Origin of the sequence: Cupriavidus sp. WS (assembly GCF_000395345.1) — a bacterium.
GTDB lineage: Bacteria > Pseudomonadota > Gammaproteobacteria > Burkholderiales > Burkholderiaceae > Cupriavidus > Cupriavidus basilensis_B.
This window is the reverse complement of sequence record NZ_AQPL01000255.1, coordinates 13421-36873: the sequence shown is the minus strand read 5'-3', so window position 1 is coordinate 36873 and position 23453 is coordinate 13421. Positions and strand designations below refer to the sequence as shown.

The window sequence follows — 23453 nt, the reverse complement described above, 5'->3', positions numbered from 1 at the left end:
GCCGCACGCCCCGGCGACGACATCTGGATTTCCGGCACGCTCGGCGACGCGCGCCTGGCGCTGGGCGACTGCCGCGGCGAATGGCTGCTGCCCGAGCCGGACTTCACGCAGGTGCGCCCGCGCATGGACACGCCGGTGCCGCGCGTCGCGCTGGGCATGGCGCTGCGCGGCGTGGCGCATGCGGCACTCGATATCTCCGACGGCCTGCTCGGCGACCTCGGCCACATCCTCGAGCGCTCCCAGGCCGGCGCCCTGCTCGATGTCGACGCGCTGCCGCGCTCGGCCGTGCTGGCCGAGCAGCCCGAGGCGCGCCAGCGCGAATGCACGCTGGCCGGCGGCGACGACTACGAGCTGTGCTTCACCGCGCCGGCCGGCGCCCGCGAGGAAATCGCCGCCATCGGCGCGCGCCTGGGACTGCCGCTCACGCGCGTCGGCAACATCACCCCCGAGCCGGGCCTGCGCCTGGTCGACCGCGAGGGCAACCCGTGCACCTACGGCGGCAGCAGCTTCGACCACTTCGCCTCCCCCTGACAAGCGGCGCCCGGCCGTGTCATGATGCTGCCGTGCGGGGCGCCAGATCCCGCCCGGGCGCAGCCGCCCGGGACAATCCCATCCAAACCAGACGAGCCAATCCTTGATGTCCGCCTACCCGCCCGGGCCCGCCGCGCACGATCCCGCCCTGACCCTGGAAGCCGGCCAGGCCGCCAAGGTGCTGCGCCCCACCGCGCGCTTCATGCTGTCGCATCCGGCCCACCTGATCGCGCTGGGCTTCGGCTCGGGCCTGTCGCCGGCCGGCCCCGGCACGGTCGGCACGCTCTACGCCTGGCTGTCCTACCTGGTGATCTCGATGTGGGTGCGGCCGGAGGCCTGGCTGTGGATCATCGCCGGCGGCTTCCTGCTCGGGCTGTGGGCGTGCGCGCGCACCGCGCGCGACATGGGCGTGCACGACCACGGCAGCATGGTGTGGGATGAGATCGTGGCGTTCTGGCTGGTGCTGCTGTTCGTCATGCCGACCGGCTTCTGGGGCCAGCTCGCCGCCTTCCTGTGGTTCCGCCTGTTCGACATCGTCAAGCCGGCGCCGATCGGGCACCTCGACCGCACGCTCAAGGGTCCCGGCCTGCGCGGCGGCTTCGGCGTGATGTTCGACGACGTGATGGCCGCCTTCTACACGCTGCTGGTGTTCGCGCTCTGGCGCTCGCTGTAGGCCGGCCCTGCCGCTCTCCCTGCCACCCTCCTCACCGAATCCGCCATCATGTCCGTCAGCCGCTTGCTCGATCAACTCGCCATCCAGGCCGGCATCTCCCTGAACGAGAAATCGCTGCTGCTCGCCACGGCGGAATCCTGCACCGGCGGCCTGGTGGCCGCGGCGATCACTGATGTGTCGGGGTCGTCGGGCTGGTTCGAGCGCGGCTTCGTCACCTACTCGAACGAAGCCAAGACCACCATGCTGGGCGTGCCGGCCAAGCTGATCCGCGACCACGGCGCGGTCAGCGAGGAAGTGGCCCACGCGATGGCCGAGGGCGCGCTGCTCAACAGCCGCGCCCAGGTCGCGCTGTCGATCACCGGCGTGGCCGGCCCCACCGGCGGCACGCCCGACAAGCCGGTCGGCATGGTCTGCTTCGGCTGGAGCAACCGCATCACCACGCGCGTGGAAACCCAGCGTTTTCGCGGCGACCGCCAGCAGATCCGCCGCCAGGCGGCCGAGCACGCCATCCGCGGCCTGCTCGAGCTGGTCCGCAACGAGTCCTGAAGCCTCTCGCGGAATCCGCGGATCCCGCTGCGCCGAACCGGGCCGGCGCGCCGCCGTCAGCCCGCGCGGAAGCGGTTGATGGCCTCGCGCGTCTGCAGCGCGACGTTGCGCGCGGCCGCGGCGAAGTCCTTCTCGCGGCTGGCGTAGAGGATGGCGCGCGACGAGTTGATCATCATGCCGGTGCCGCCGGCCGTGCGCCCGGCGCGCACGGTGGCCTCGATGTCGCCGCCCTGGGCGCCGATGCCCGGGATCAGCAGCGGCATCTCGCCGACGATCTCGCGCACCCTGGCGATCTCGGCCGGGAAGGTCGCGCCCACCACCAGCGCCATCTGCCCGCTGGTGTTCCAGCGCGTGGCGGCGGCCTCGGCCACCACCTGGTAGACCGGCTTGCCGTCCACGTTCAGGAACTGCACGTCCGAGCCGCCCGGGTTGGAGGTGCGGCACAGCACGATCACGCCGCGGTCGGGATAGGCCAGGTAGGGCTCGAGCGAGTCCAGGCCCATGTACGGGTTCACGGTGACGGCATCGGCCTGGTAGCGCTCGAAGGCCTCGATGGCGTACTGCTGCGCGGTCGAGCCGATGTCGCCGCGCTTGGCGTCCAGGATCACGGGGATGCCGGGATGGGCGTCGTGAATATAGGCCACCAGTTGCTCGAGCTGGTCCTCGGCGCGCTGCGCGGCGAAATACGCGATCTGCGGCTTGAAGGCGCACACCAGGTCGGCGGTGGCGTCGACGATTTCGCGGCAGAACGAGAAGATGGCGCCGCCGGCGCCCGTCATGGACAGCGGCAGCTTGGCGGGATCGGGGTCGAGCCCGACGCACAGCAGCGAGTCGTTGCGCTGCCAGGCCTCGGCCAGTTGTTCGGTGAAGTTCATGGAATGCTCGCTGGTCTGGGTCGGCCGCGGCGGAGCGGCCCGGGCGGGGCCGGGCCCGCGCTACGCGCGGCGACGGTGGTTGCCAGCGATTTTACCCGCTGCATGCTATCTTCTGCCGTTCCTCCCCGATACAAAGAGCGGCATCGCACACAGCCGCCCGCCCGCCATGTCCCTTGACCGCCGCAGCCTCGTCCTGCTCGTCGTCCTCACCATCGCCTGGGGCGTCAACTGGCCCATCATGAAACTCGGCGTGGCGCACTTCCCGGCAATGGGATTCCGCCTGCTGTGCATGGCCGGCGGCGTGCTGGCGCTGGGCCTGGCCCTGCGCGTGCGCGGCGAGCCGCTGCGGGTGCCGCCCGGCCAGTGGCCGACGATCGTCAAGCTCGCCCTGTTCAACATGGTGGTGTGGCACCTGCTGGCGATCTGCGCAGTCAAGATGCTGTCCTCGGGCCGCGCCGCCATCCTCGGCTACACCATGCCGATCTGGGCCGTGGTGTGGGGCCTGGTGCTGTACCGCGAGCGCATCGGCGCCGCGGCCTGGGCCGGCATCGGCTGCGCGCTGGCGGGCACGGTGCTGCTGCTCTCGGGCGAGCTCGCCGCGCTCACCGGCAGCCCGGCCGGCACGCTGCTGATGCTGGGCGCCGCGGCGGGCTGGGGCCTGGGCACGCAGATGATGAAGCGCAGCCGCATCGAGATGCCGGTCGGCGCGCTGACCTTCTGGATGCTGGTGGTGACGCTGCCCTTCCTGCTGGCCGGCACGCTGGCCTTCGAGAGCGGCTGGCGCCTGCCCGACGCGGTGGAATGGGGCGCCATCGCCTACAACGCGGTGGTGGTGTTCGCCTACTGCCACCTGGTGTGGTTCGTGCTGGCGCGCAGCCTGCCGCCGGTGGTGTCGAGCCTGTCGGTGATGTTCATCCCGGTGGTGGGCGTGTTCTCGGGCATGTGGATGCTGGGCGAGCAGCCGCACTGGCAGGACTACGCGGCCATCGTGCTGATGTTCGCGGCGCTGGCCTCGGTGCTGCTCGTGCCGCTGCTGCGGCGGCGCCTGCTGGCGGCCCGCGCGCGCTGAGCGCGGCACCGTTGCGCGCAGGGTGCGGCGGCGGCGCCATTCACCCATATTTCACTTAACAAGCCCCCTGCGTTGGGCTACACTCGCGGCCATCATAATCCCGGAGAAACTACGTGGGCAGTAGCATCGGGTGTTCGAGTTGCCGCGGCAAAGCCGCGACCACACCGAATGCCATGTCACTGCGGGCTGCGTAACGACGACCGCCGGAACCGGCCCAGGCCGCTTCCACCGCCTCGTCGGACTTGCCCGCAGAACCATACTGCGGGTGAGCGTTTTTCCGTGTCCCTTGCCGGCGCACCGCCAGTGCGCGCCGCTTCGTTCCGGATCTTCCCTCCCCCGGCTTGCCAGCCATGAACGGCAAACGCCATCGCCTTGCGCGCGCTTTCTCGCCGGCGCGCAGCGCGATCACGCTTGCCAGCGGCTTCCCGCCCTTGCGCCACGCGGCCAGGGACGGGTTCGCTTCCATGCCCGGCAAGCCGCGCCTGCGCGTTTCTTCGCCAAACGCAACAAGGAAGCCCTGGGATGATCAACCTGTTCGTCCTGCAGAAAGGCCGGCTCGCACAGGAGCAGGTCGATGACCGCAATGAACTGCTGCAGCACAAGCCGATCTGGATCGACGTCATCAGCCCCGACGACGAAGAACTCGCCTGGATCAAGGAAGCCTACGGCGTAGCCCTGCCCGAGCTCGAGGACCTGGGCGACCTGGAAGCCTCGGCCCGCTACTTCGAGGGCGAGGACGAGAACATCCACATCCGCACCGACTTCCTGCTCGACGAGGAAGACATCTCGCGCAACGTGCGCGTGGCCTTCGTGCTCGCGCGCGACGTGCTGTTCTCCATCCACGACGAAGACCTGCCGGTGTTCCGCCTGGTGCGCCTGCGCGCGCGCGTGCGGCCCGGCTCGGTGCGCAACGCCAAGGACGTGCTGATGGACCTGTACGCCACCGACGCGGAATACTCGGCGGACTCCATCGAGGAAGTCTACGAGCGGCTGGAAGAGGCCAGCAAGCGCGTGCTGGCCGAGAACGTGACCGACGCCGCCGCCGCCGACGTGCTGGAAACCATCGCCCGCGAGGAAGACCTGAACGGCCGCATCCGCCGCAACGTCATGGACACGCGCCGCGCGGTCTCGTTCCTGATGCGCAGCCAGCTGCTGTCGGCCGAGCAGCAGGACGAGGCGCGCCAGATCCTGCGCGACATCGACTCGATCGAGAACCACACCGCGTTCCTGTTCGACAAGATCAACTTCCTGATGGACGCCACGGTCGGCTTCATCAACATCAACCAGAACAAGATCATCAAGCTGTTCTCGGTGGTGTCGGTGGCGCTGATGCCGCCCACGCTGATCGCCAGCATCTACGGCATGAACTTCAAGCTGATGCCGGAGCTGGACTGGGCCGCGGGCTATCCGTGGGCGATCGCGCTGATGGCGGTGTCGGCGGCGGTGCCGCTGATCTACTTCCGCCGCAAGGGCTGGCTGAGCTGAGCGGACCCGGGGCGCCGCTCAGTCCGGCAGCGTGGCCGCGCCCATGCGGCGCGCGATGATGCCGGCCTTGACCTTGAAGTTGACGCGCACGCTGGCGCAGTACGGCTTCTTGTCGAAGCACTTCGGCGCCGGCAGCGCCGCGGCCAGGCGCGCCGCCTGGCCCACGTTGAGCTTCGCCGCGCTGGTCTTGAAGTAGTGCTGGGCGGCGGCCTCGGCACCGAACACGCCCTCGCCCCACTCCACCGAGTTCAGGTAGATCTCGAAGATGCGCTGCTTGTCGAGCCAGAACTCCAGCATCCACGTGATGGCCAGCTCCTGCCCCTTGCGCAGGTAGTGCTGCTCGGGCGAGAGGAACAGGTTCTTGGCCAGCTGCTGGGTGATGGTGGAGCCGCCGCGCACGATGTGGCCGCGCTTCTTGTTGCGCTCCCAGGCATCGAGCATGGCGTCGAGCTCGTAGCCGGGATGGTTGACGAAGTCGGCGTCCTCGCTGGCGATCACCGCGCGCTTGAGGTTGCGCGAGATGTCGTCGTAGCCGACCCAGCGCCGGTCCACCTGGCAACTCCAGACGTTGAAGCCGCACAACCGCCAGCGCTCGGCGCGCATGAACGCGGTGGAAGACGGGTTCACGTATTGCCACGCGGCGATCTGCAGGAAGAAATACACCTGCATGGCCAGCACGCCGGCCACCGCGACGCCGATCAGGTAGGCCAGCCAGCGCAGCGCGCCGGGGCCGCGCGCGGACGTGGCGGCGGCGGAGCGGGCGGTGCGCCTGCGTTCTGCCATGACGGATGCGCGCGGCCGGCCGGTCGCTCAGCGGGCTGGCTTGCCCGCCGGCTCCGCCTGCAGCTCGGCGCGCAGTTGCGCCAGCACCGGCGCGGTGGCGGGCCGCACGCCGCGCCAGTTGTAGAAGGCCTCGGCGGCCTGCTCGACCAGCATGCCCAGTCCGTCGCTGGTGCGCGCGCCGCTTTGCGCGGCGAACTTCAGGAACACGGTCGGCTCGGCGCCGTACATCATGTCGTAGGCCAGCACGTCCTTGCCCAGCAGTTCGGCCGGCAGCGGCGGCAGTTCGCCCTGCAGGCTGCTGCTGGTGGCGTTGATGACCACGTCGCAGGCGTCGTCGCCGGTCAGCGCGGCGAGCGCGTCGAAGCCGCCGCCCCACAGTTCCACGCCGTATTCGTCGGCCTGCTGTGCCACGTCCTCGAGGATGAAGCTGGCGCGCTCGGCGGTGCGGTTGGCCACCACGATCCGGTCGGGGCGGCACATCACCAGCGGCAGCATCGCGCCCCTGGCCGCGCCGCCGGCGCCGAGCAGCAGGATGCGGCGGCCTTCGAGCAGCGTGTCGAGGTTGATCTCGATGTCGCGCACGAGGCCGATGCCGTCGGTGTTGTCGCCGTGGATCAGGCCGTCCTCGATCCACATGGTGTTGACCGCGCCGGCGCTCTCGGCGCGCGGCGTGAGGCGGTCGGCCAGGTCGTAGGCCTCGAGCTTGAACGGCACGGTCACGTTCAGGCCGTGGCCGCCGCCGGCGAAGAACGCGCGCACGGTGTCGGCAAACCCGTCCAGCGGCGCCAGCAGGCGCTCATAGGAAACGGCCTCGCCGGTCTGCCGCGCGAAGGCGGCGTGGATGGCGGGCGAGCGGCTGTGCGCGATCGGGTTGCCGACCACCACGTAGCGGTCGGCGGTGGCGGGGGTCTGCGTGGTTTCTGTTGACATCATCTGGCCTGTAGGCGGGTTTCCAGGCCGCTGCGCGAAAACCTGAAGGTGGAGATCACTTCGAGAATATCCTGGCGCGCCTGCATCTGCGGCGTGAAGCCGCCGAACGGCGCGGCCGCGCGCACGATCGCCACCGCCTGGCGGTCCAGCGCCGGGTCGCCCGAGCTCTTGACCACGTCGATGGCGTCGACGTTGTAGCCGTCGCGGTTATAGCCGAGCCGGCCCTGGCGGTTGACGTTGATCACCAGGATCAGCTGGCCGTACAGCGGCTTGCCGTTGCGCTGGGGAAAATCGGCGGTGCCGCGCGCCTCGATCTTCTGGCGCAGGCGGTCGTAGTACTGCGCGTACTCGACTTCCTGCGCGCTGGTGGCGGTGAGCTGGAAGCGCTTGGGCCGCTTGGCGTACTGCTCCAGGCTGCGCCCGATCTCGGCTTCGAGCTTGGCCATCTCGTCGAGCGAGGTGCGCTCGTCCTGGCCGCGCAGCGGCATCTCGGTGCGCAGCTGGCCGGGCTTGAGCGGCTGGCTGCTGACCGCCGGCGCGGCTTCGCGCGCCTGCGTCATGAGCCGCTGCTGCTCCTGCTCGAGCTGCTCCACGCGGCGCTGCATCTGGCGCACCAGGTCGCCGTCCTTGGTGGCGGTCTGGGCCGGCAGCGGCGTGGTGGCGCGCTGCTGGTCCTGCTCGCCGCCGCCGTCGAGATTGGCCTGCGCCAGCACGGTCGGGTTCTGCGGGCGCTGCGCGGACTTGGAGTTGACCAGCACCACGTCGAGCGCGGCATCGGTGCGCTTGATCTCGAAGGCCTCGGGCGCGACCACGCGCACCGTGAGCAGCAGCGCGTGGGCCAGCACCGACACGGCCAGCGCCTTGCTCATCGTGCTGCTGGCATTCCACCACTGGCGGGGAGAAAAGGCGGCTTTCACGATGGCTGGCGTGGTTGCTGGCGTAGAGGGATCGGGGCGGCGGCGGGACCGGGCACGTGCCTGTCGGACCCGGCCCGGTTCAGACTGCGATTGTAAGGGAGCGCCCCGTTTTTTCCGAGGGCGTCAGGCGCCGCCGCCGGCGCCGGTGTCGCGTGCGCCCGACGAAGCGTCGCCGGCGTCGCCCGGCGCGCCGGCGGCATCGGCGGCGTCGCCGTCCTGCGCCGGTGCCTCCACGGCAGCGCCGTCCGCGCCGCCCTCGGCAGCCGCCTGCGCGGCCTCCTCGGCGGCGGCTTCGGCGGCGGCCTCGGCCGACACCTCGGCGGCCTCGTCGTCGCCTTCCAGTTCTTCCGAGGGCAGCTCGCCCTCGCCAGCGAACACTTCCAGCACGCGGCACGACACCTCGAGCGAGATCTCGTCGGTGGCGCCGATCTCCAGCAGCACCTGGGTGCCGCGCGCGGCCTGGGCCAGCTCGGGCACGCGCGTGACCAGCGGGATCTCGGCAAAGCGCACCGCGCCTTCCTTGAGCACCGAGGCCATCATGCGCTCGCGCTTTTCCTGGGCCAGCCAGCGCAGGCACCAGTAGCGCTCCATCGTGGACTGGTGGTCGGCGTAGGCCGCGTAGGTGCCTTCGAAGTCGGCCACGGCGGCCAGCAGGTCGGCGTCCTTGGGCTTGAACGGCGCCACCAGCTTGGCGGTGACGCCGTGCTGGGCCACCGCCAGGATCTGCCACTGGTTGACCAGGTCGACGTAGCGGCGCAGCGGCGAGGTGCTCCACGCATATTGCGCCACGCCCAGCCCCTCGTGCGGCGCCGGGTAGGTCTGCATGCGGGTGCGGTGCATGCCCCAGGCCTTCTGCGTGCGGTAGATGCCCGGCACGCCGTGGTCGGCCAGCAGCTTGCCCCAGGTGCTGTTGGCCAGGATCATCAGCTCGGCCACGATCTTGTCCAGCGGCGAGCCGCGCCGGCGCTGCTCGATGCGCACGCGCTCGCCGCCGTCCGGCAGCGCGTCGAGGTAGAAGTTGTAGTCCGCGCGGTTGTGCGATTCCGGGCGCAGGCCGCTGGCCAGGCGCGCCTTCTGGCGCTCGTCGTGCAGCCAGCCGGCGAAATGCCAGAGCTGGGTCAGCTCGGGGCGGAACGGATAGTCGCCGGTGCCGGCGGCCAGCGCGGCCTCGGTCACTACGTCATCGAGCAGGTTGTGGCGCAGGTTGGCGGCGATCATGACCATCTCGGCGCGGGTCTCGCTGCCAAGGATCATCTGCAGGGCCGGGTCGTAGTCGACGTAGAGCGACAGCGCCGGGCATTCGCGCCCTTCCTGCAGCGTGTAGCGCTCCACCACGGCGTCGGGCAGCATGGTGATCTTGTCGCCGGGGAAATAGACCGTGGACAGGCGCTGGCGCGCCACCGCGTCGAGCGGCTCGCCGCGGCGGATGCCCAGGCCCGGCGCGGCGATGTGCACGCCGACGCGGATCTTGCCGCCGTCCAGCGGCGTGACCGACAGCGCGTCGTCGATCTCGGTGGTGGTGACGTCGTCGATCGAGAACGCCTGCACCGCCGCGCGCGGCAGCTCGCCGGCCGGCTCGGGCACGGCCACCTCGGGAAAGCCGGTGCCCTTGGGGAAGCATTCGGAGAGGAACTTGGCCTCGTGCAGCGCGCGCGGGCTGGCGATGCCGCCCACCGCCACCATCAGCCGCATCGGCGACATGCCCAGCGCGGTGCAGGCGGCGTCCATCGCCTTGTATTCGAGGCTGTTCTTGTCGGGCTTGAACAGCAGTTGCAGCGCCTTGCCGCGGAACGCATCGGGCAGCACCAGCGCCTTGAGCTGGGCTTCGTACTCGGCCTGCACCTGGGCCTGCTGCTTCTTGCGCTCGAGCGCGGCCAGCGCGGCCTTCAACTGGTCTTCCGGCGCGCGCTGGTAGCGGCCCCGCCCCTTGCGGCGGAAATAGACCGGGTTGCCGTGCAGCGCCTGCGCCAGCGCGGCCTGCTGCACCACGCCCGCGCCCGCGCCGTAGTATTCGGCGGCCAGGTCGGCAAAGCCGAACTCTTCCTCGGCCGCGCATTCCCACAGGAAGTCCAGGTCGATCTCGCCGACCAGCTCGGCGGTCTGGCGCACCAGCTCGATCGCCGAGGGCTGCGCAAACTGCAGCAGCACGTCGCGCGACTTGACCTTGGTGCGCTTGCCCGCGGGCAATTCCACCTGGTAGGCCTCGCCCTGCTGGGTCAGCACGGTGCCGGCGCGAATCTCGCCGCCTTCTTCGAACAGCAACTGCATGGATCAGTACTTTCAGAAATGCCGGGAGCCGCCCGGCGAAGCCGGCGCCTGGCGTCGGGCAACGCCGCTCGGAACGGCCCGGTGAGAGAAATGAAGCAAGGAGCCGCCTTCAGGCGAGGCGGCGACCGGACCCGAGATGATACCGCACCGCGCCGGCCGCCAGCCGGGCGCGGCCCGCCGTGCTACAGCGACATGCCGCCGCTGGCCTCGATCGCCACGCCGTTGACGTAGCTGGCGTCGTCGCTGGCGAGGAAGGCGTAGATGCTGGCGATCTCGGCCGGCTCGGCCAGGCGGCGCAGCCAGCACGCGGACTTCATGCCGTCGAGCACCTTCTCCGGCACCGTGCGCAGGATGTCGGTGGCGACGAAGCCCGGGCACACCGCGTTGACGCGCACGCCCTTGGGGCCCAGCTCGCGCGCCCAGGTCTTGGTGAAGCCGATCACGCCGAACTTGGTGGCGGCGTAGTTGGTCTGGCCGAAGTTGCCGTACAGGCCGACCACGCTGGATGCATTGAGAATCACGCCGCGGCCCTGCTCGACCATGATCTCGGCCACCGCCTGCGCGCAGTTGAACACGCCCTTGAGGTTGACGTCGATCACGGCGTCGAACTGGGCCTCGCTCATCTTGACCAGGCGCGCGTCCTTGGTGATGCCGGCGTTGTTGATCAGGATGTCGATGCGGCCGTGCGCGGCCAGCGTGGCGGCCACGGCGGCGTCGACTTCGTCGCGGTGCGTCACGTCGACCTTGAAGGCCAGCGCGGTGGCGCCGGTCTGCGCGATCTGCGCCGCGGCGGCGTGCACGCGCTCTTCCTGCACGTCGCACAGCACCACGATCGCGCCTTCGGCGGCGAAGCGCTGCGCGGTGGCAAAGCCGATGCCGGCAGCCGCGCCGGTAATGATGGCAACCCGTCCCTGCAATTTCATGATGTCGGTCCCTAGTTCCTGGTGGCGTTGGTGGTGGTGGGGGCGCGGTTGGTGTTGGTAGGTTTACCTGTGTTCGTGTCGATGTCGTGACCGTGGCTTCACTGGCCGCCGGCGAGCTCCGGCGCGCGGCGCGCGCGCAGGTCGGGCAGGAAGACCTCGGTCACGAGCATGGCGCCGCCGCCGCGGCGGAACAGCGAGCGGCGTGCCGGCAGCGTCACGTTGGGGGCCAGTTCGCGCATGGCCGGCACGGCCAGCGCCAGGCGCCGGCGCAGCGGGTGGTGCGCCGGCAGGCGGGCAAACGCGAACGGCTCGCGCCGCACGCGCGGATCGACGAACAGCGCGCCGCCGAGCGGGCGCTCGCCCAGGCCGCGCAGGAAGGGCCAGTCGCGCCGGGCGTGCGCGGCCACCACCACGGTGTGGGCGAAGATGGCCGGCGTGCCGTCGCACACCAGCAGCACCTCGCGCGCCAGCGCGCGGCGGCGCGCCGGCAGCCCCAGCGCCTGCCATTCGTCGGCCAGCGCCACTTCCATGCGCTGCGCCAGGCGGCGCACGCGAAAGCGCGCCGAGGCGGCCACCAGCCGGGCGGTCAGCGAGCCCTCGCCGCACACCCAGCGCCGCAGGTTGGCGCCGATGGCGCGGTCCTCGGGCAAATGGGCGTGCCAGGCGCCGCGGCGCAGGTGCGCCGCCTTCATGCCGCGCTCATGCCGGCATCCCCGGCCCGTCCTGCGGCACCGGGCCGCCGGGGCCATAGCCGCAGAAAGCCAGCACTTCGTCGACATAGTCGGCGAATTCGCTGATGCCGTGGTCGCTGCCCTCGATCACGCGCGTGCGCGCGCCGGGAAACGCCGCCAGCATCTCGCGGTGGTCGAGCACCTCGTCACCGGTCGCGGCCAGCAGGAAATAGCGCTCGGGCCGCGTGATCGTCTCGACGCGCAGGGCCAGCAGTTCGTCCAGATGATGGCGCTCCACGCGCACCGAGCCGCCGCCGTGCCACAGCGGCTGGTCGCCCAGGTAGCGCTCGAGGTCGGTCCATGGATGCACGGCCGGGTTGAGCAGCACCGCGCGGCAGCCGTGGCGCTCGGCCAGCCAGCGCGCGTAGAAGCCGCCCAGCGACGAGCCGATGATGGCCAGCGGCTGCGCGCCGCCGGCCTGCGAGGCGGCGATGGCGGCCTCCGCCTGGGCGATGGCCGCCGCCGGCGACACGTTCAGCACCGGGCAGGCGTAGTAGCGCGCGGCGCCCCAGGCGCGCATGCGCTCCTGCACCATGCGCGCCTTGAACGACTGCGGCGAGGAACGGAAACCATGCAGGTACAGCAGCATGCCGCGCCCCGCTCAGGCCGCCGCGCCGGCGGCGAAGGCATCCAGCAGCTTCTGGTGCACGCCGCCGAAGCCGCCGTTGCTCATCACCAGCACGTGGTCGCCCGGGCGCGCCGCGGCGCGCACCGCCCGCACCAGCGCGGCGAGGTCGCTGAAGGCGGCGGCGCGCTCGCCCAGCGGCGCCAGCGCCTCGCCCAGGTCCCAGCCGAGCGCGTCCTTGCCGCTGGCCGCGCCGTAGCCGAACACGAGGTCGGCCGCTTCCAGGCTGGCCGGCAGCTGCGCCTTCATCACGCCCAGCTTCATGGTGTTGGAGCGCGGCTCCAGCACGGCCAGGATGCGCGCCGCGCCGACACGCCGGCGCAGCCCCGCGAGCGTGGTCTGGATGGCGGTGGGGTGATGGGCGAAATCGTCGTAGACGGTGATGCCGCCGGCCTCGCCGCGCACCTCCATGCGGCGCTTCACGTTGGCGAAGCGCGCCAGCGAGTCGATGGCCTGCGCCGGCGGCACGCCCACGTGGCGCGCCGCGGCGATCGCGGCCAGCGCGTTCATGCGGTTGTGGGTGCCCTGCAGGGTCCAGTCGACGCGGCCTTGCACGGCGTCGCCGAACCACACGTCGAAGCGGTCCCGCTCCGTGTCCGCGCCGGCCAGCTCCGCCGGTTCGCCGGCGCGCCACTCGCCCAGGCCGAACTGCTCGGTCTCGCTCCAGCAGCCGCGCTCCAGCACGCGCGCCAGGCTTTCCTCCATGCCGTTGACGATCAGCCGGCCCTGCTCGGGCACGGTGCGCACCAGGTGGTGGAACTGGGTTTCGATCGCGGCAAGATCGGGGAAGATGTCGGCGTGATCGTATTCGAGGTTGTTCAGGATGGCCGTGCGCGGGCGGTAGTGGACGAACTTGCTGCGCTTGTCGAAGAAAGCGGTGTCGTATTCGTCGGCTTCGATGACGAAGAAGTCCGATGCCGTCACCCGCGCCGACACGCCGAAGTTCTGCGGCACGCCGCCCACCAGGAAGCCCGGCTGGTAGCCGGCATCTTCCAGGATCCAGGCCAGCATGGAGGTGGTGGTGGTCTTGCCGTGCGTGCCGGCCACCGCCAGCGTCCACTTGCCGCGCAGCACATGCTCGCCCAGCCACTGCGGGCCCGAGGTGTAGGGCAGGTTGCGGTTGAGGATGGCCTCCATCAGCGGATTGCCGCGCGACACCACGTTGCCGACCACGAACAGGTCCGGCTCCAGCGCCAGTTGCGCCGGGTCGAAGCCCTCGATCAGCTCGATGCCCTGCGCCTCGAGCTGGGTGCTCATGGGGGGATAGACGTTGGCGTCGCAGCCGGTCACGCGGTGGCCGGCCTGCTTGGCCAGCACGGCCAGGCCGCCCATGAACGTGCCGCAGATGCCGAGGATGTGAATATGCATGGGAGTTCGGGTCGCGGGGCGGGCCTGGCGGGCCGGGCCCCTGTTGCTACGGGATGGAAAGGGATTGTACCCGAGGGGTATGGCGGCAATTGCCGGTATCTCGCCGGCACGCGCGAACCCGCCCCGCCGCGTAGACTCTAAGAGTCCAGCCTCCTCCCCCTCCGGTATCATCCCTCCATGTCCCGTCGCACCCCCCTCGACCCCATCCGCCTGCGCGAGGAGATCGCCCAGGCCGCCGCCCGCATGATCGCGGAAGACGGTGCCGACTACGCCACCGCCAAGCGCAAAGCCGCGCGCCAGTTGCTGGGCGACGTGCGCGTGGCCGGCGAGTGGCTGCCCGACAACGAGACCGTGGAAGCCGAAGTGCGCGCCTACCAGGCGCTGTTCCACGCCGACAGCCAGCCCCGCATCCTGGCCCTGCTGCGCCGGCTGGCGCTGCTGGCCATGCGTGACCTGGCCGGCTTCCGGCCCTACCTGGCGGGCGCGGTGCTCAACGGCACCGCCACCGAGCATTCGGACATCTATCTGCAATGCTTCTGCGACAGCCCCAAGGACCTGACGCTGCACCTGCTCAACGCGGGCGTCGATTTCGACACCAGCGAGTCGCGGCATTTCGCCGGCCGCGGCGACGTGGAGACGCTGAGCTTCCTGTGGAAAGGCCAGTGGCCGGCCCAGCGCGAGGCGCGCCTGCTGGCCGGCGAGGTGCGGGCCGAACTGGGCCAGCCGGTGGGCATCCACATCGCGCTGTATGATGCGGACGACGAACGCGGCGCGGTGCGCGCCGATGCCGGCGGCCGCGTGGCGCGGGCCGACCTCGCCGCCGTGCAGGCGCTGGTGGCGGCCACGCCGGCCGCCGCCTGACCCGCGCTGGCGCCGTCATAGTCATATATAGAAGAGCTTCCCGCCACCGCCGCGCCTTGCGCCTGGTTTCCGACTCCTGCCACCGCCATGACCACTGCCACCACCCGCCCCGCCCGCCGCAGCCGCCTCTGGATCTGGCTCGTCGCCATCGCCGCCGCCGTGGCGGGCGCCCTTGCCGGCCACTACGTGTTCTCGCCCCGGCCGGCATCCGACGCCGCCGTGGAGACCTTCCTGAGCACCGAGCTGCCCGACCCGCAGGGCGGCAAGCTGCGGCTGGCCGATTTCCGCGGCAAGACGGTGGTGGTGAACTTCTGGGCGCCGTGGTGCGGCCCGTGCGTGGAGGAAATGCCCGACCTGACCGCGCTGTACCAGGAGTATTCGGGCCGCAAGGTGGAATTTGTCGGCATCGGCATCGATTCCGCCAGCAACATCCAGCAGTTCATCAAGAAAGTGCCGGTCGCGTATCCGCTGGCGGTGGCCGGCTTCGCCGGCACCGAGCTGTCGCGCAACTTCGGCAACGCGGCCGGCGGCCTGCCTTATACGGTGGTGATCGCGCCGGACGGCACCGTCACCTACCGCAAGATGGGTAGGGTTTCCCCCAATGACCTGCGTGCTGCACTGCCGCGCGGATGACGGCGAGACGCTTGATTTGCGGCGAATTTCAACTAACCTTGTTCGATTGTCCCGTAATTTTTGCGAATTAGCCTCGAAACCGCAAAACAGGCCGGCACCGGCCCGGAAATGCCGCCGGAAGACCGGAAATCGAGGCTGCCCTATGTCTGCGCTGCTAGACAAATCACTCTAAGCTACGGTAATCTCCGCGCAATTTCGTTGAAATGGTCGAGTCGCCGTGATCGATACGCCGCCAGAAAGCCGCTCCGCCCGCTACCGCAAGGTGCTGGTCCTGCACGGGCCCAACCTGAACCTGCTGGGCACGCGCGAGCCGCAAACCTACGGGCATACGAAGCTCGTCGACATCGACCTGGCCCTGGCGCAGCGTGCGCGCGAAACCGGCCTCGCCCTGGCGACGTTCCAGTCCAACCACGAGGGTGCGCTGGTGGACCGCATCCATGCGGCGCGCGACGAGGGGGTCGACTTCATCATCATCAACCCGGCCGCCTACACGCACACCAGCGTAGCCTTGCGCGACGCGCTGGCCGGGGTGGCGATTCCGTTCGTCGAAGTCCATTTGTCGAACGTGCATCGCCGCGAGAACTTCCGTCATCACTCCTTCTTCTCCGATATCGCGGTCGGAGTGATCTGCGGACTTGGCTGGCAAGGCTACCTGCTGGCGCTGGACTATGTCCTCGGGCAGGCGCCTGAACCGGCGCCCCCCGCGGCCTGACCCGCCCGCTGATTTCGATTTCATAGACGATGACCGCGCCCCCGGCGCCTGCCCTGCCCGCTGCTCGCGGTGGACGGAGGCAATACGCCGGACGCATGCAATTTACCCGGACGCAGCCGCCCCAGCGCAGCGCGCCGGACAACCCGATTCAGGAGGATAGAAGATGGACCTGCGCAAGCTGAAGACGCTGATCGACCTGGTGGCCGAGTCCGGCATCTCCGAGCTGGAAGTCACCGAAGGCGAAGGCAAGGTGCGTATCGTCAAGGCGCCGCCCCAGGTCGTGGCCGCGCCGATGGCCATGCAGCCGATGCAGGCGCTGCCGCCCGCGGCCGCCGCTCCGGCCGCCGCGGTCGCCAGCGCCGAGCCCGCTGCGCCGCAGCTGCCGTCCGGCCATGTCGTGACCTCGCCGATGGTCGGCACCTTCTACCGCGCGCCGTCGCCGGGCGCGGCCGCCTTCGTCAACGTGGGCGACACCGTCAAGGAAGGCCAGACGGTCTGCATCATCGAAGCGATGAAGCTGCTCAACGAAATCGAATCCGACAAGGCCGGCGTGATCAAGGAAATCCTGGTCGAGAACGGCCAGGCGGTCGAATACGGCCAGCCGCTCTTCATCATCGGCTGATACTGATCGGCATGCCGCGCCGCCCGCAGCCCGCGCCGGAAGATCCGGACGGCCGCGCCGGCGCCGGCGGACCGGACGCTCCCCGTCCGGCTGCCAGTTCCTCCGCCCGCACTCCGGCCGCGCCGCCGGGGGCGCCACGAGCCACCGCGGTGGGACTGCCCTTCTCCTCGCAGAGAGTGACTATGTTTGAAAAAATTCTGATCGCGAACCGCGGTGAAATCGCCCTTCGCATCCAGCGCGCCTGCCGCGAACTCGGCATCAAGACCGTCGTGGTGTATTCGGAGGCCGACAAGGAAGCCAAATACGTCAAGCTGGCCGACGAAGCCGTCTGTATCGGCCCGGCGCCGTCGCCGCTGTCGTACCTGAACATGCCGGCCATCATCTCGGCCGCCGAAGTGACCGACGCGCAGGCCATCCACCCGGGCTACGGCTTCCTGTCGGAAAACGCCGACTTCGCCGAGCGCGTGGAAAAATCGGGCTTCGTCTTCATCGGCCCGAGCCCCGAGAGCATCCGCCTGATGGGCGACAAGGTCTCGGCCAAGCAGGCCATGATCAAGGCCGGCGTGCCGTGCGTGCCGGGCTCGGAAGGCGCGCTGCCGGAAGATCCCAAGGAAATCCTGGCGACGGCCCGCAACGTCGGCTATCCGGTCATCATCAAGGCCGCCGGCGGCGGCGGCGGGCGCGGCATGCGCGTGGTGCACACCGAGGCGGCGCTGGTCAACGCGGTCAACATGACGCGCGAGGAAGCCGGCCGCGCCTTCGGCAACCCGGAGGTCTACATGGAGAAATTCCTGGAGAACCCCCGCCACGTCGAGATCCAGATCCTGGCCGACCAGCACCGCCAGGCGGTCTGGCTGGGCGAGCGCGACTGCTCCATGCAGCGCCGCCACCAGAAGGTCATCGAGGAAGCGCCCGCGCCGCACATCCCGCGCCGCCTGATCGAACGCATCGGCGACCGCTGCGCCGAGGCCTGCAAGAAGATGGGCTACCGCGGCGCCGGCACCTTCGAGTTCCTGTACGAGAACGGCGAGTTCTACTTCATCGAGATGAACACGCGCGTGCAGGTCGAGCACCCCGTCACCGAGATGATCACCGGCATCGACATCGTGCAGGAGCAGATCCGCATCGCCTTCGGCGAGAAGCTGCGCTGGCGCCAGAAGGACATCCAGCTGCGCGGCCACGCCATCGAGTGCCGCATCAACGCCGAGGATCCGTTCAAGTTCATTCCGTCGCCGGGCCGCATCACCGCCTGGCACATGCCGGGCGGCCCCGGCGTGCGGGTGGACTCGCACGCGTATGATGGCTACTTCGTGCCGCCCAACTATGATTCGATGATCGGCAAGATCATCACCTACGGCGCCACCCGCGAGCAGGCCATCGCCCGCATGCGGATCGCGCTGTCGGAAATGGTGGTGGACGGCATCCAGACCAACGTACCGCTGCACCGCGAGCTGATGCTCGATGCCAACTTCGTCGAAGGCGGCACCAGCATCCACTATCTCGAGCATCGCCTGGCCCAGAAGACCGTGGCCAAGGGCGGCAAGATCTGAAGCCCGGCGCGGCCTAGTCCACTGCGTCAGGGAAAACGCCCCGGGTCGGCTGTGCATCGAGGCCGCAGGCCAGGCGCAAAGCGCCGCAATAGCTCGCTATTGCGAGCATTTGCAACGACGCATGCGGCCTTGAGGCGCAGTCGAACGGGGGGCTTTGGGAATGACGCAGTGGACTGACAACAACGGATCGACAAGGATCGCCAGTGGCATTTCAGGAATGTGTGATTGAAATCGCACAGGACCAGGCCGAAGCCTGGTCCGACGCGCTGTTCGACCTCGGCGCGCTGTCGGTCTCGGTGGAAGACGCCGATGCCGACACGCCCGACGAGCAGCCGCTGTTCGGCGAGCCCGGGCTGGAACCCACCCGCCTGGCGTGGAACCGCTCGCGCGTGGTGGCGCTGTTCGACGACGCCACCGACCCCGCGCTGGCGGTGGCCGCCGCGGCCAACGCGCTCGGCGCCGCCGAGGTGCCGGCCTACGCGCTGCGCCCGGTCGAGGACCAGGACTGGGTGCGCCTGACGCAATCCCAGTTCGCGCCGATCCGCATCGGCGAGCGCATCTGGGTGGTGCCGTCGTGGCACGAGGCGCCCGAGCCCGACGCCGTGGTGCTGGAGCTCGACCCGGGCCTGGCCTTCGGCACCGGCAGCCACCCGACCACGCGGCTGTGCATGCAGTGGCTCGAGCAGAACCTCGGGCCGGGCGAGTCGGTGCTCGACTACGGCTGCGGCTCGGGCATCCTCGCCATCGTGGCGAAGAAGCTCGGCGCCGGCGCCACGCTCGGCATCGACATCGACCCCAACGCGGTGGAAGCCTCGCGCCACAACGCGGAGCGCAACCGCGTCGAAGCCACCTTCGCGCTGCCGGAAAGCGTGTCCGAGGCCAGCTACGACCTGGTCGTGGCCAATATCCTGTCCAACCCGCTCAAGGTGATGGCCGCCATGCTGAGCGCGCGCGTGCGCCCGGGCGGCCGGCTGGTGCTGTCCGGCGTGCTCGAGCGGCAGGCCGACGACGTCGCCGCCGCCTATGCGCCCTGGCTCGCCATGTCGGTATGGCGCAGCGAGGAAGGCTGGGTGTGCCTGCACGGCACCCGCGGCGAAGGCGCCGGCGTCCCGCACTGAGCCCCCGCCGATGGCCGCAGCCAAGCTCGTCACACGTTGCCCGGCCTGCCGCACCGCCTTCCGGCTGGTAGCCGACCAGTTGCGCCTGCGCCAGGGGCTGGTGCGCTGCGGCCAGTGCGACACCGTGTTCGACGCGCGCGAGCACCTGATCGAGCTGCCCGCGCCCGAGGCGGCCCCCGAGACCACCCCCGCGCCCGCACCGGACACGCCGGCGGCGCCACCCGCGCACGGCGAGCCACGCCATCGCGCCACGCGCGCCCCGCACGAGAAGACCTTCGAGGACGCCCATGACGGCGGCCACGAAGGCGCCCATGAAGACACCCACGAAGCCGCGCATGCGCGCGCGACACGCGCCCCGCGCAAGCGCGCGCATGCCGGGCCGCATGCCGATCCACATCCCGCGCCGGATGCGCCCGCCGAGGCCGGGCACGACGCGCCGGCCGCTGTTCCGCCCTTTACCTCGCCCTTTACCTCGCCCTTTATCCCGCCCTTCGACCCCGGCTACGACGTGCCGGCGCTCGACGCGCCCACCGTCATGCTGTACCAGACGCAGGCCGAGGCCGACCAGGCCGTGCAGGCGGCCGAGGCCGCCCGGCAGCAGGAACAGCATGCAGGCAGCGCCGCCGCGGAAGACGACGAACCGTCCGCGGTCTTCGTGCCCGGCGTGATCGAGCCGGAGCCGGACGAAGCCGCCACGCGCGAAGATGGCGATGCGCCGGCGCAGGCCGGGACCACGGCAGCCGGGTCCGCGGCCGAACCGCCCCGGGAGACGGAAGCGGTGGAAGCGGTGGAAGCGGTGGAAACGGTGGAAACGGTGAATGCGGCGGAAGCGACGGCAGCGACGGAAGCGGCCGAGACCACGGACACCGCCGAAGCCGCTGCGGCGCCCGCCGCCACGCCGTGGCCCACGCTGGACCCGAGGACGCTGTCCGACGACCTGCCGCCGTTCGCGCCCGCCGCCGCGCCCGAGGCCGCCGACATTGCCCGCGCGGCGCCGGCGGACACAGCAGCGGCTGCGCAAGCCAGCGCATCGCTGCCGCCGCTGCCGCCGGAAACCGGCAGCGACGACGCCACGCACGCGGCCGGCATCGCCGCCGACATCACGTCCGACACCGCGTCCGGCGTCACGTCCAGCGTCACCGCGAGCGCCACGTCCGGCATGGCGCCCGCGCCTGAGGCCGCGGCGGCGCCCGCCGAAACCGCCGCCATCCCGAGCGCGGGCGGCTACCTGCGCGCCGAAGCGCAGGACGATTTCCCCGAGATTCCCGCCGCCATCGCGCGCGAGCAGGCGGTGCGCCAGTGGACCAGCCAGAACGCGCCCGACGCGCCGGTGTTCGCGCCGGACTTCCTGCGCCACGCGCGCGAGCGCGATCCCGGCCCCGCGCGGCGCAGGCGGCGCCTGCAGAAAGCGGCCATCGGCGTGCTGGCGGTGGCGGCGCTGGCGCAGCTCGCCTTCCTCGCGCGCAGCCAGCTCGCCGGCCAGTTCCCGGTGCTGCGCCCGGCCTTCGAGGCGCTGTGCGCGCCGCTGCGCTGCGAGGTGGCGCCGTGGCGCGACATCGACGCGCTGCGCATCGAAAGCTCGCAGTTGCAGAAGCAGGACGAGGAATCCGACGCCTACCTGCTGGCCGTCACCATGCGCAACCAGAGCCGCGCCACGGTGGCGCTGCCCGCCATCGAGCTGGTCATGACCGACCTGCAGGACCAGCTCCTGCTGCGCAAGGTGCTGCAGCCGGCCGACTATCTCGAGCCCGCGCAGAAGGCGTTCGCCACGCTGGGCCTGCGCGCCGGCACGGAGCTGCCGGTTCGGGTACGATTCCGCACACAGCAGGCGGCGGCCAACTACCGCGTGCTGATCTTCTACCCCTGAATTCCAGACGGGTCCGACGCCCGCCCCGGGCGTTCCCGTCGCGCCCCCGGGACCCGCACCGCGCGTGCGGGCCCACCATTCACACAGGAGCACATATGAGCAGCGTCACCCTCGGCGGCAACCCCATCGAAGTCGGCGGCAAGTTTCCGCAAGCCGGCGACAAGGCCCCCGCCTTCTCGCTGGTCGGCAAGGATCTGAAGGACGTCGCGCTGGCCGACTTCGCCGGCAAGCGCAAGGTGCTCAACATCGTCCCGAGCCTGGACACCCCGGTCTGCCAGACCTCGGCGCGCAAGTTCAACGAGGCCGCCAGCGGCCTGGCCAACACCGTGGTGCTGACCATCTCGGCCGACCTGCCGTTCGCGATGAGCCGCTTCTGCACCACCGAAGGCCTGGCCAACGTGGTGCCGCTGTCGCTGATGCGCGGCGCCGGCTTCAAGGACAGCTACGGCGTGGACATCAAGACCGGCCCGCTGGCCGGCGCGACCGCGCGCGCGGTGGTGGTGCTCGACGAGAACGACACCGTCAAGTACAGCGAGCTGGTGCCCGAGATCAAGAACGAGCCGAACTACGACGCCGCCCTGGCCGCGCTGAAGTAAGCGCCGCGCCCCGCGGTCCGGCCACCCGGTATCATGGGTGGCCTTTTTTTCGGCGGCCGCCGGCCAGCGCGCGCCGCCGGCCATCACCCGATCACCCGATTACCTGCATTTGGAGAGAGCATGTCCAGCCTGATCTGTGGCTCCGTCGCCTACGACACCATCATGACGTTCGAGGGGCGCTTCCGCGAACACATCCTGCCCGACCAGATCCACATGCTGAACGTGTCCTTCCTGGTGCCGGGCATGCGCCGCGAGTACGGCGGCTGCGCCGGCAACATCGCCTACACGCTCAAGCTGCTGGGCGGCGACCCGGTGGTCATGGCCACCGTGGGCGTGGACGCCGAGCCCTACCTGCAATACCTGCGCGAACTCGGCATCGGCACCGAGCACATCCGCACCCTGCCCGACACCTTCACCGCGCAGGCGATGATCACCACCGACCTGGACAACAACCAGATCACCGCCTTCCACCCGGGCGCGATGAACCAGTCGCAGCTCTCGCACGTGCAGGACGCGCTCAAGGGCGCCAACCCGCCGGCGCTGGGCATCGTCGCGCCGGACAGCCGCGAGGGCATGCTGCACCATGCGCGCCAGTTCGCCGACGCCGGCGTGCCGTTCATCTTCGACCTGGGCCAGGCCATGCCGCTGTTCAACGGCGAGGACCTGCGCCAGTTCGTTGAACTCGCCAGCTACGTCACGGTCAATGACTACGAAGCCCAGGTGCTGCTCTCGCGTACCGGCTGGACCAGCGAGCAGGTCGCCGCCCAGGTGCGCGCCTTCATCGTGACCCACGGCGAGAAAGGCGCGAGCGTCCACGCCGACCAGCGGCAGTACAATATTCCGGCCGTGCAGGCGGAGCGCGTGGTCGATCCGACCGGCTGCGGCGATGCCTTCCGCGGCGGACTGCTGTACGGCATCGAGCAGGGCCTCGACTGGGAAACCACCGGGCGCCTCGCCAGCCTGATGGGCTCCATCAAGATCGCGCACCAGGGTCCGCAGAACCACAAGCCGTCGCGCGACGAAATCGGCCAACGCTTCCAGTCGGCGTTCGGCTATCGCTACGAGTAACTTTTCCGGGATCGATCTCATGCATACCCTGATTCGCACCAGCGCCCTCGCGCTCGCCGCAGCCGCCACCCTCGTGGCCGGCTGCGCCTCGCAATCGAACTCCGCCAGCATCTACACGCCGGGCCAGGCGCAGCGCGAGCAGATCCTGCGCTTTGGCGTGGTCGAGAGCGTGCGCGAAGTGCTGATCCAGGGTGAGCAGACCGGCGCCGGCACCATCGCCGGCGGCGCGATCGGCGGCATCGCCGCGGGCAGCACCATCGGCAGCGGCGGCGGCTCGGTCGCGGCCGGCGTGCTCGGCGCCGTGCTCGGCGGCATCGCCGGCAGCGCGGCGGAAAACCGGATCAACCAGCGCCGTGGCCTGGAGATCACCGTCAAGCTCGACAACGGCGAGATGCGCGCGATCGTGCAGGACGCCGACGAAGCCTTCCGCCCGGGCGAGCGCGTGCGCCTGCTGTCCTCGGGCGGCACCACCCGCGTCACCCACTAGGAAGTTACCCTAGGACGATCCTGACGCCGTTGCGGGGCCCTGCCGCGGCGGCATACGGAGAGATCCACCAGCGGTCCACCTACGGGTCCACCAGCGGGTCCACCAGCGGGTCCATCTGCGGGTCCATCTGCGGGTTCACCCGCAGGCCCGCCAGGCCGCTCGCCGAGGCGCCGGCTCCCACACGGAGCGGCGCCTTTTTCATTGGCCCTGCGCCG

Annotated in this window: 26 protein-coding genes; 15 read left to right on the top strand and 11 right to left on the bottom strand. The window is 70.4% G+C overall.

Annotated elements, in window-relative coordinates; translation table 11 throughout:
• The 3 genes from K206_RS0120725 to K206_RS0120715 form a co-directional block, all read left to right on the top strand.
• Positions 1-531: thiamine-monophosphate kinase (locus tag K206_RS0120725; RefSeq protein WP_020204308.1), on the top strand; the 531-nt coding region annotated here is incomplete at its 5' end.
• 106 nt (positions 532-637) lie between these two features.
• Positions 638-1204, top strand: a complete 567-nt coding sequence (locus K206_RS0120720; protein WP_020204307.1) for a phosphatidylglycerophosphatase A — start codon at positions 638-640, stop codon at positions 1202-1204.
• A gap of 48 nt (positions 1205-1252) precedes the next feature.
• Positions 1253-1750, top strand: coding sequence for a CinA family protein (locus K206_RS0120715; RefSeq protein WP_020204306.1), 498 nt, complete (start codon positions 1253-1255; stop codon positions 1748-1750).
• A gap of 56 nt (positions 1751-1806) precedes the next feature.
• Here the strand turns inward: K206_RS0120715 and pyrF are convergent, their stop codons facing one another.
• Positions 1807-2625 carry an orotidine-5'-phosphate decarboxylase gene (gene pyrF, locus K206_RS0120710; protein ID WP_020204305.1) on the bottom strand — a complete coding sequence of 273 codons (819 nt, stop codon included), beginning with the start codon at positions 2623-2625 and terminating at the stop codon, positions 1807-1809.
• A 166-nt stretch (positions 2626-2791) separates the two neighbouring features.
• Here pyrF and K206_RS0120705 point away from each other — a divergent pair, with 166 nt between their 5' ends.
• On the top strand, positions 2792-3694 hold the full coding sequence (locus tag K206_RS0120705; protein WP_020204304.1) for a DMT family transporter: 903 nt from the start codon (positions 2792-2794) through the stop codon (positions 3692-3694).
• A 109-nt stretch (positions 3695-3803) separates the two neighbouring features.
• On the opposite strand, the gene K206_RS43015 is transcribed toward K206_RS0120705, so the two are convergent.
• On the bottom strand, positions 3804-4160 hold the full coding sequence (locus K206_RS43015; RefSeq protein ID WP_155888161.1) for a hypothetical protein: 357 nt from the start codon (positions 4158-4160) through the stop codon (positions 3804-3806).
• A 56-nt stretch (positions 4161-4216) separates the two neighbouring features.
• Between K206_RS43015 and corA the strand changes: the two genes are divergently transcribed.
• A complete protein-coding gene (gene corA / locus K206_RS0120700) occupies positions 4217-5179 on the top strand; it encodes a magnesium/cobalt transporter CorA (RefSeq protein ID WP_020204303.1) in 963 nt (320 codons plus the stop codon).
• An 18-nt stretch (positions 5180-5197) separates the two neighbouring features.
• Here the strand turns inward: corA and mtgA are convergent, their stop codons facing one another.
• The 8 genes from mtgA to mpl form a co-directional block, all read right to left on the bottom strand.
• Positions 5198-5962 carry a monofunctional biosynthetic peptidoglycan transglycosylase gene (gene mtgA, locus K206_RS0120695; RefSeq protein WP_020204302.1) on the bottom strand — a complete coding sequence of 255 codons (765 nt, stop codon included), beginning with the start codon at positions 5960-5962 and terminating at the stop codon, positions 5198-5200.
• 27 nt (positions 5963-5989) lie between these two features.
• Positions 5990-6895, bottom strand: a complete 906-nt coding sequence (aroE, locus tag K206_RS0120690) for a shikimate dehydrogenase (protein ID WP_020204301.1) — start codon at positions 6893-6895, stop codon at positions 5990-5992.
• Positions 6892-7761 (bottom strand): energy transducer TonB, encoded by an 870-nt coding sequence (locus K206_RS0120685; RefSeq protein ID WP_020204300.1) that lies wholly within the window; start codon positions 7759-7761, stop codon positions 6892-6894. The genes aroE and K206_RS0120685 overlap by 4 nt, the downstream gene beginning before the upstream one ends.
• Positions 7762-7932: 171 nt before the next feature.
• A complete protein-coding gene (locus K206_RS0120680) occupies positions 7933-10077 on the bottom strand; it encodes an RNB domain-containing ribonuclease (RefSeq protein WP_020204299.1) in 2145 nt (714 codons plus the stop codon).
• 182 nt (positions 10078-10259) lie between these two features.
• The gene (gene fabG, locus K206_RS0120675; RefSeq protein WP_020204298.1) at positions 10260-11000 is read right to left on the bottom strand and encodes a 3-oxoacyl-ACP reductase FabG; all 741 of its coding nucleotides are present in this window, start codon (positions 10998-11000) and stop codon (positions 10260-10262) included.
• A gap of 98 nt (positions 11001-11098) precedes the next feature.
• On the bottom strand, positions 11099-11692 hold the full coding sequence (locus K206_RS0120670) for a chorismate lyase (protein ID WP_020204297.1): 594 nt from the start codon (positions 11690-11692) through the stop codon (positions 11099-11101).
• Between the two features lie 7 nt (positions 11693-11699).
• A complete protein-coding gene (locus tag K206_RS0120665; protein WP_020204296.1) occupies positions 11700-12320 on the bottom strand; it encodes a YqiA/YcfP family alpha/beta fold hydrolase in 621 nt (206 codons plus the stop codon).
• A 12-nt stretch (positions 12321-12332) separates the two neighbouring features.
• A complete protein-coding gene (gene mpl, locus K206_RS0120660) occupies positions 12333-13724 on the bottom strand; it encodes a UDP-N-acetylmuramate:L-alanyl-gamma-D-glutamyl-meso-diaminopimelate ligase (RefSeq protein WP_020204295.1) in 1392 nt (463 codons plus the stop codon).
• Positions 13725-13901: 177 nt separating this feature from the next.
• On the opposite strand from mpl, the gene K206_RS0120655 reads away from it, so the two are divergent.
• The 10 genes from K206_RS0120655 (at position 13902) to K206_RS0120610 (ending at position 23238) form a co-directional block, all read left to right on the top strand.
• Complete coding sequence (locus K206_RS0120655; protein ID WP_029043876.1) at positions 13902-14585, top strand: hypothetical protein; 684 nt, start codon at positions 13902-13904, stop codon at positions 14583-14585.
• 87 nt (positions 14586-14672) lie between these two features.
• The gene (locus K206_RS0120650) at positions 14673-15218 is read left to right on the top strand and encodes a TlpA disulfide reductase family protein (protein ID WP_020204293.1); all 546 of its coding nucleotides are present in this window, start codon (positions 14673-14675) and stop codon (positions 15216-15218) included.
• A gap of 217 nt (positions 15219-15435) precedes the next feature.
• Entirely contained in the window at positions 15436-15930 is a 495-nt protein-coding gene (aroQ, locus tag K206_RS0120645) for a type II 3-dehydroquinate dehydratase (protein ID WP_020204292.1), read from the top strand.
• Positions 15931-16093: 163 nt separating this feature from the next.
• Positions 16094-16552 carry an acetyl-CoA carboxylase biotin carboxyl carrier protein gene (accB, locus tag K206_RS0120640; protein WP_020204291.1) on the top strand — a complete coding sequence of 153 codons (459 nt, stop codon included), beginning with the start codon at positions 16094-16096 and terminating at the stop codon, positions 16550-16552.
• Positions 16553-16734: 182 nt separating this feature from the next.
• Entirely contained in the window at positions 16735-18102 is a 1368-nt protein-coding gene (accC, locus tag K206_RS0120635) for an acetyl-CoA carboxylase biotin carboxylase subunit (protein ID WP_020204290.1), read from the top strand.
• A gap of 203 nt (positions 18103-18305) precedes the next feature.
• Positions 18306-19220, top strand: coding sequence for a 50S ribosomal protein L11 methyltransferase (gene prmA / locus K206_RS0120630; RefSeq protein ID WP_029043874.1), 915 nt, complete (start codon positions 18306-18308; stop codon positions 19218-19220).
• 10 nt (positions 19221-19230) lie between these two features.
• A complete protein-coding gene (locus tag K206_RS0120625) occupies positions 19231-21087 on the top strand; it encodes a DUF3426 domain-containing protein (protein ID WP_020204288.1) in 1857 nt (618 codons plus the stop codon).
• A 95-nt stretch (positions 21088-21182) separates the two neighbouring features.
• Positions 21183-21683, top strand: coding sequence for a thiol peroxidase (gene tpx / locus K206_RS0120620; protein ID WP_020204287.1), 501 nt, complete (start codon positions 21183-21185; stop codon positions 21681-21683).
• Positions 21684-21803: 120 nt separating this feature from the next.
• On the top strand, positions 21804-22751 hold the full coding sequence (locus K206_RS0120615; protein WP_020204286.1) for a carbohydrate kinase family protein: 948 nt from the start codon (positions 21804-21806) through the stop codon (positions 22749-22751).
• 19 nt (positions 22752-22770) lie between these two features.
• Positions 22771-23238 (top strand): membrane protein, encoded by a 468-nt coding sequence (locus tag K206_RS0120610; protein ID WP_020204285.1) that lies wholly within the window; start codon positions 22771-22773, stop codon positions 23236-23238.
• A gap of 79 nt (positions 23239-23317) precedes the next feature.
• Here K206_RS0120610 and K206_RS44675 read toward each other — a convergent pair whose 3' ends face one another.
• Positions 23318-23440, bottom strand: coding sequence for a hypothetical protein (locus K206_RS44675; RefSeq protein WP_020423854.1), 123 nt, complete (start codon positions 23438-23440; stop codon positions 23318-23320).
• Positions 23441-23453: the final 13 nt, after the last annotated feature.

Bases quoted from the DNA above. Each gene is read 5' to 3' on its own strand.
- K206_RS0120655 (WP_029043876.1), top strand. From the start codon at position 13,902: ATGTCCCGTCGCACCCCCCTCGACCCCATCCGCCTGCGCGAGGAGATC.
- K206_RS0120625 (WP_020204288.1), top strand. From the start codon at position 19,231: ATGGCCGCAGCCAAGCTCGTCACACGTTGCCCGGCCTGCCGCACCGCC.
- K206_RS43015 (WP_155888161.1), bottom strand. From the start codon at position 4,160: ATGGAAGCGAACCCGTCCCTGGCCGCGTGGCGCAAGGGCGGGAAGCCG.
- K206_RS0120685 (WP_020204300.1), bottom strand. From the start codon at position 7,761: ATGAGCAAGGCGCTGGCCGTGTCGGTGCTGGCCCACGCGCTGCTGCTC.
- K206_RS0120670 (WP_020204297.1), bottom strand. From the start codon at position 11,692: ATGAAGGCGGCGCACCTGCGCCGCGGCGCCTGGCACGCCCATTTGCCC.
- aroE (WP_020204301.1), bottom strand. From the start codon at position 6,895: ATGATGTCAACAGAAACCACGCAGACCCCCGCCACCGCCGACCGCTAC.
- K206_RS0120610 (WP_020204285.1), top strand. From the start codon at position 22,771: ATGCATACCCTGATTCGCACCAGCGCCCTCGCGCTCGCCGCAGCCGCC.
- K206_RS0120650 (WP_020204293.1), top strand. From the start codon at position 14,673: ATGACCACTGCCACCACCCGCCCCGCCCGCCGCAGCCGCCTCTGGATC.
- corA (WP_020204303.1), top strand. From the start codon at position 4,217: ATGATCAACCTGTTCGTCCTGCAGAAAGGCCGGCTCGCACAGGAGCAG.
- accC (WP_020204290.1), top strand. From the start codon at position 16,735: ATGTTTGAAAAAATTCTGATCGCGAACCGCGGTGAAATCGCCCTTCGC.
- K206_RS0120665 (WP_020204296.1), bottom strand. From the start codon at position 12,320: ATGCTGCTGTACCTGCATGGTTTCCGTTCCTCGCCGCAGTCGTTCAAG.
- mpl (WP_020204295.1), bottom strand. From the start codon at position 13,724: ATGCATATTCACATCCTCGGCATCTGCGGCACGTTCATGGGCGGCCTG.
- tpx (WP_020204287.1), top strand. From the start codon at position 21,183: ATGAGCAGCGTCACCCTCGGCGGCAACCCCATCGAAGTCGGCGGCAAG.
- K206_RS0120720 (WP_020204307.1), top strand. From the start codon at position 638: ATGTCCGCCTACCCGCCCGGGCCCGCCGCGCACGATCCCGCCCTGACC.
- K206_RS0120680 (WP_020204299.1), bottom strand. From the start codon at position 10,077: ATGCAGTTGCTGTTCGAAGAAGGCGGCGAGATTCGCGCCGGCACCGTG.
- K206_RS0120615 (WP_020204286.1), top strand. From the start codon at position 21,804: ATGTCCAGCCTGATCTGTGGCTCCGTCGCCTACGACACCATCATGACG.
- fabG (WP_020204298.1), bottom strand. From the start codon at position 11,000: ATGAAATTGCAGGGACGGGTTGCCATCATTACCGGCGCGGCTGCCGGC.
- K206_RS0120705 (WP_020204304.1), top strand. From the start codon at position 2,792: ATGTCCCTTGACCGCCGCAGCCTCGTCCTGCTCGTCGTCCTCACCATC.
- accB (WP_020204291.1), top strand. From the start codon at position 16,094: ATGGACCTGCGCAAGCTGAAGACGCTGATCGACCTGGTGGCCGAGTCC.
- K206_RS0120715 (WP_020204306.1), top strand. From the start codon at position 1,253: ATGTCCGTCAGCCGCTTGCTCGATCAACTCGCCATCCAGGCCGGCATC.
- mtgA (WP_020204302.1), bottom strand. From the start codon at position 5,962: ATGGCAGAACGCAGGCGCACCGCCCGCTCCGCCGCCGCCACGTCCGCG.
- K206_RS44675 (WP_020423854.1), bottom strand. From the start codon at position 23,440: ATGAAAAAGGCGCCGCTCCGTGTGGGAGCCGGCGCCTCGGCGAGCGGC.
- pyrF (WP_020204305.1), bottom strand. From the start codon at position 2,625: ATGAACTTCACCGAACAACTGGCCGAGGCCTGGCAGCGCAACGACTCG.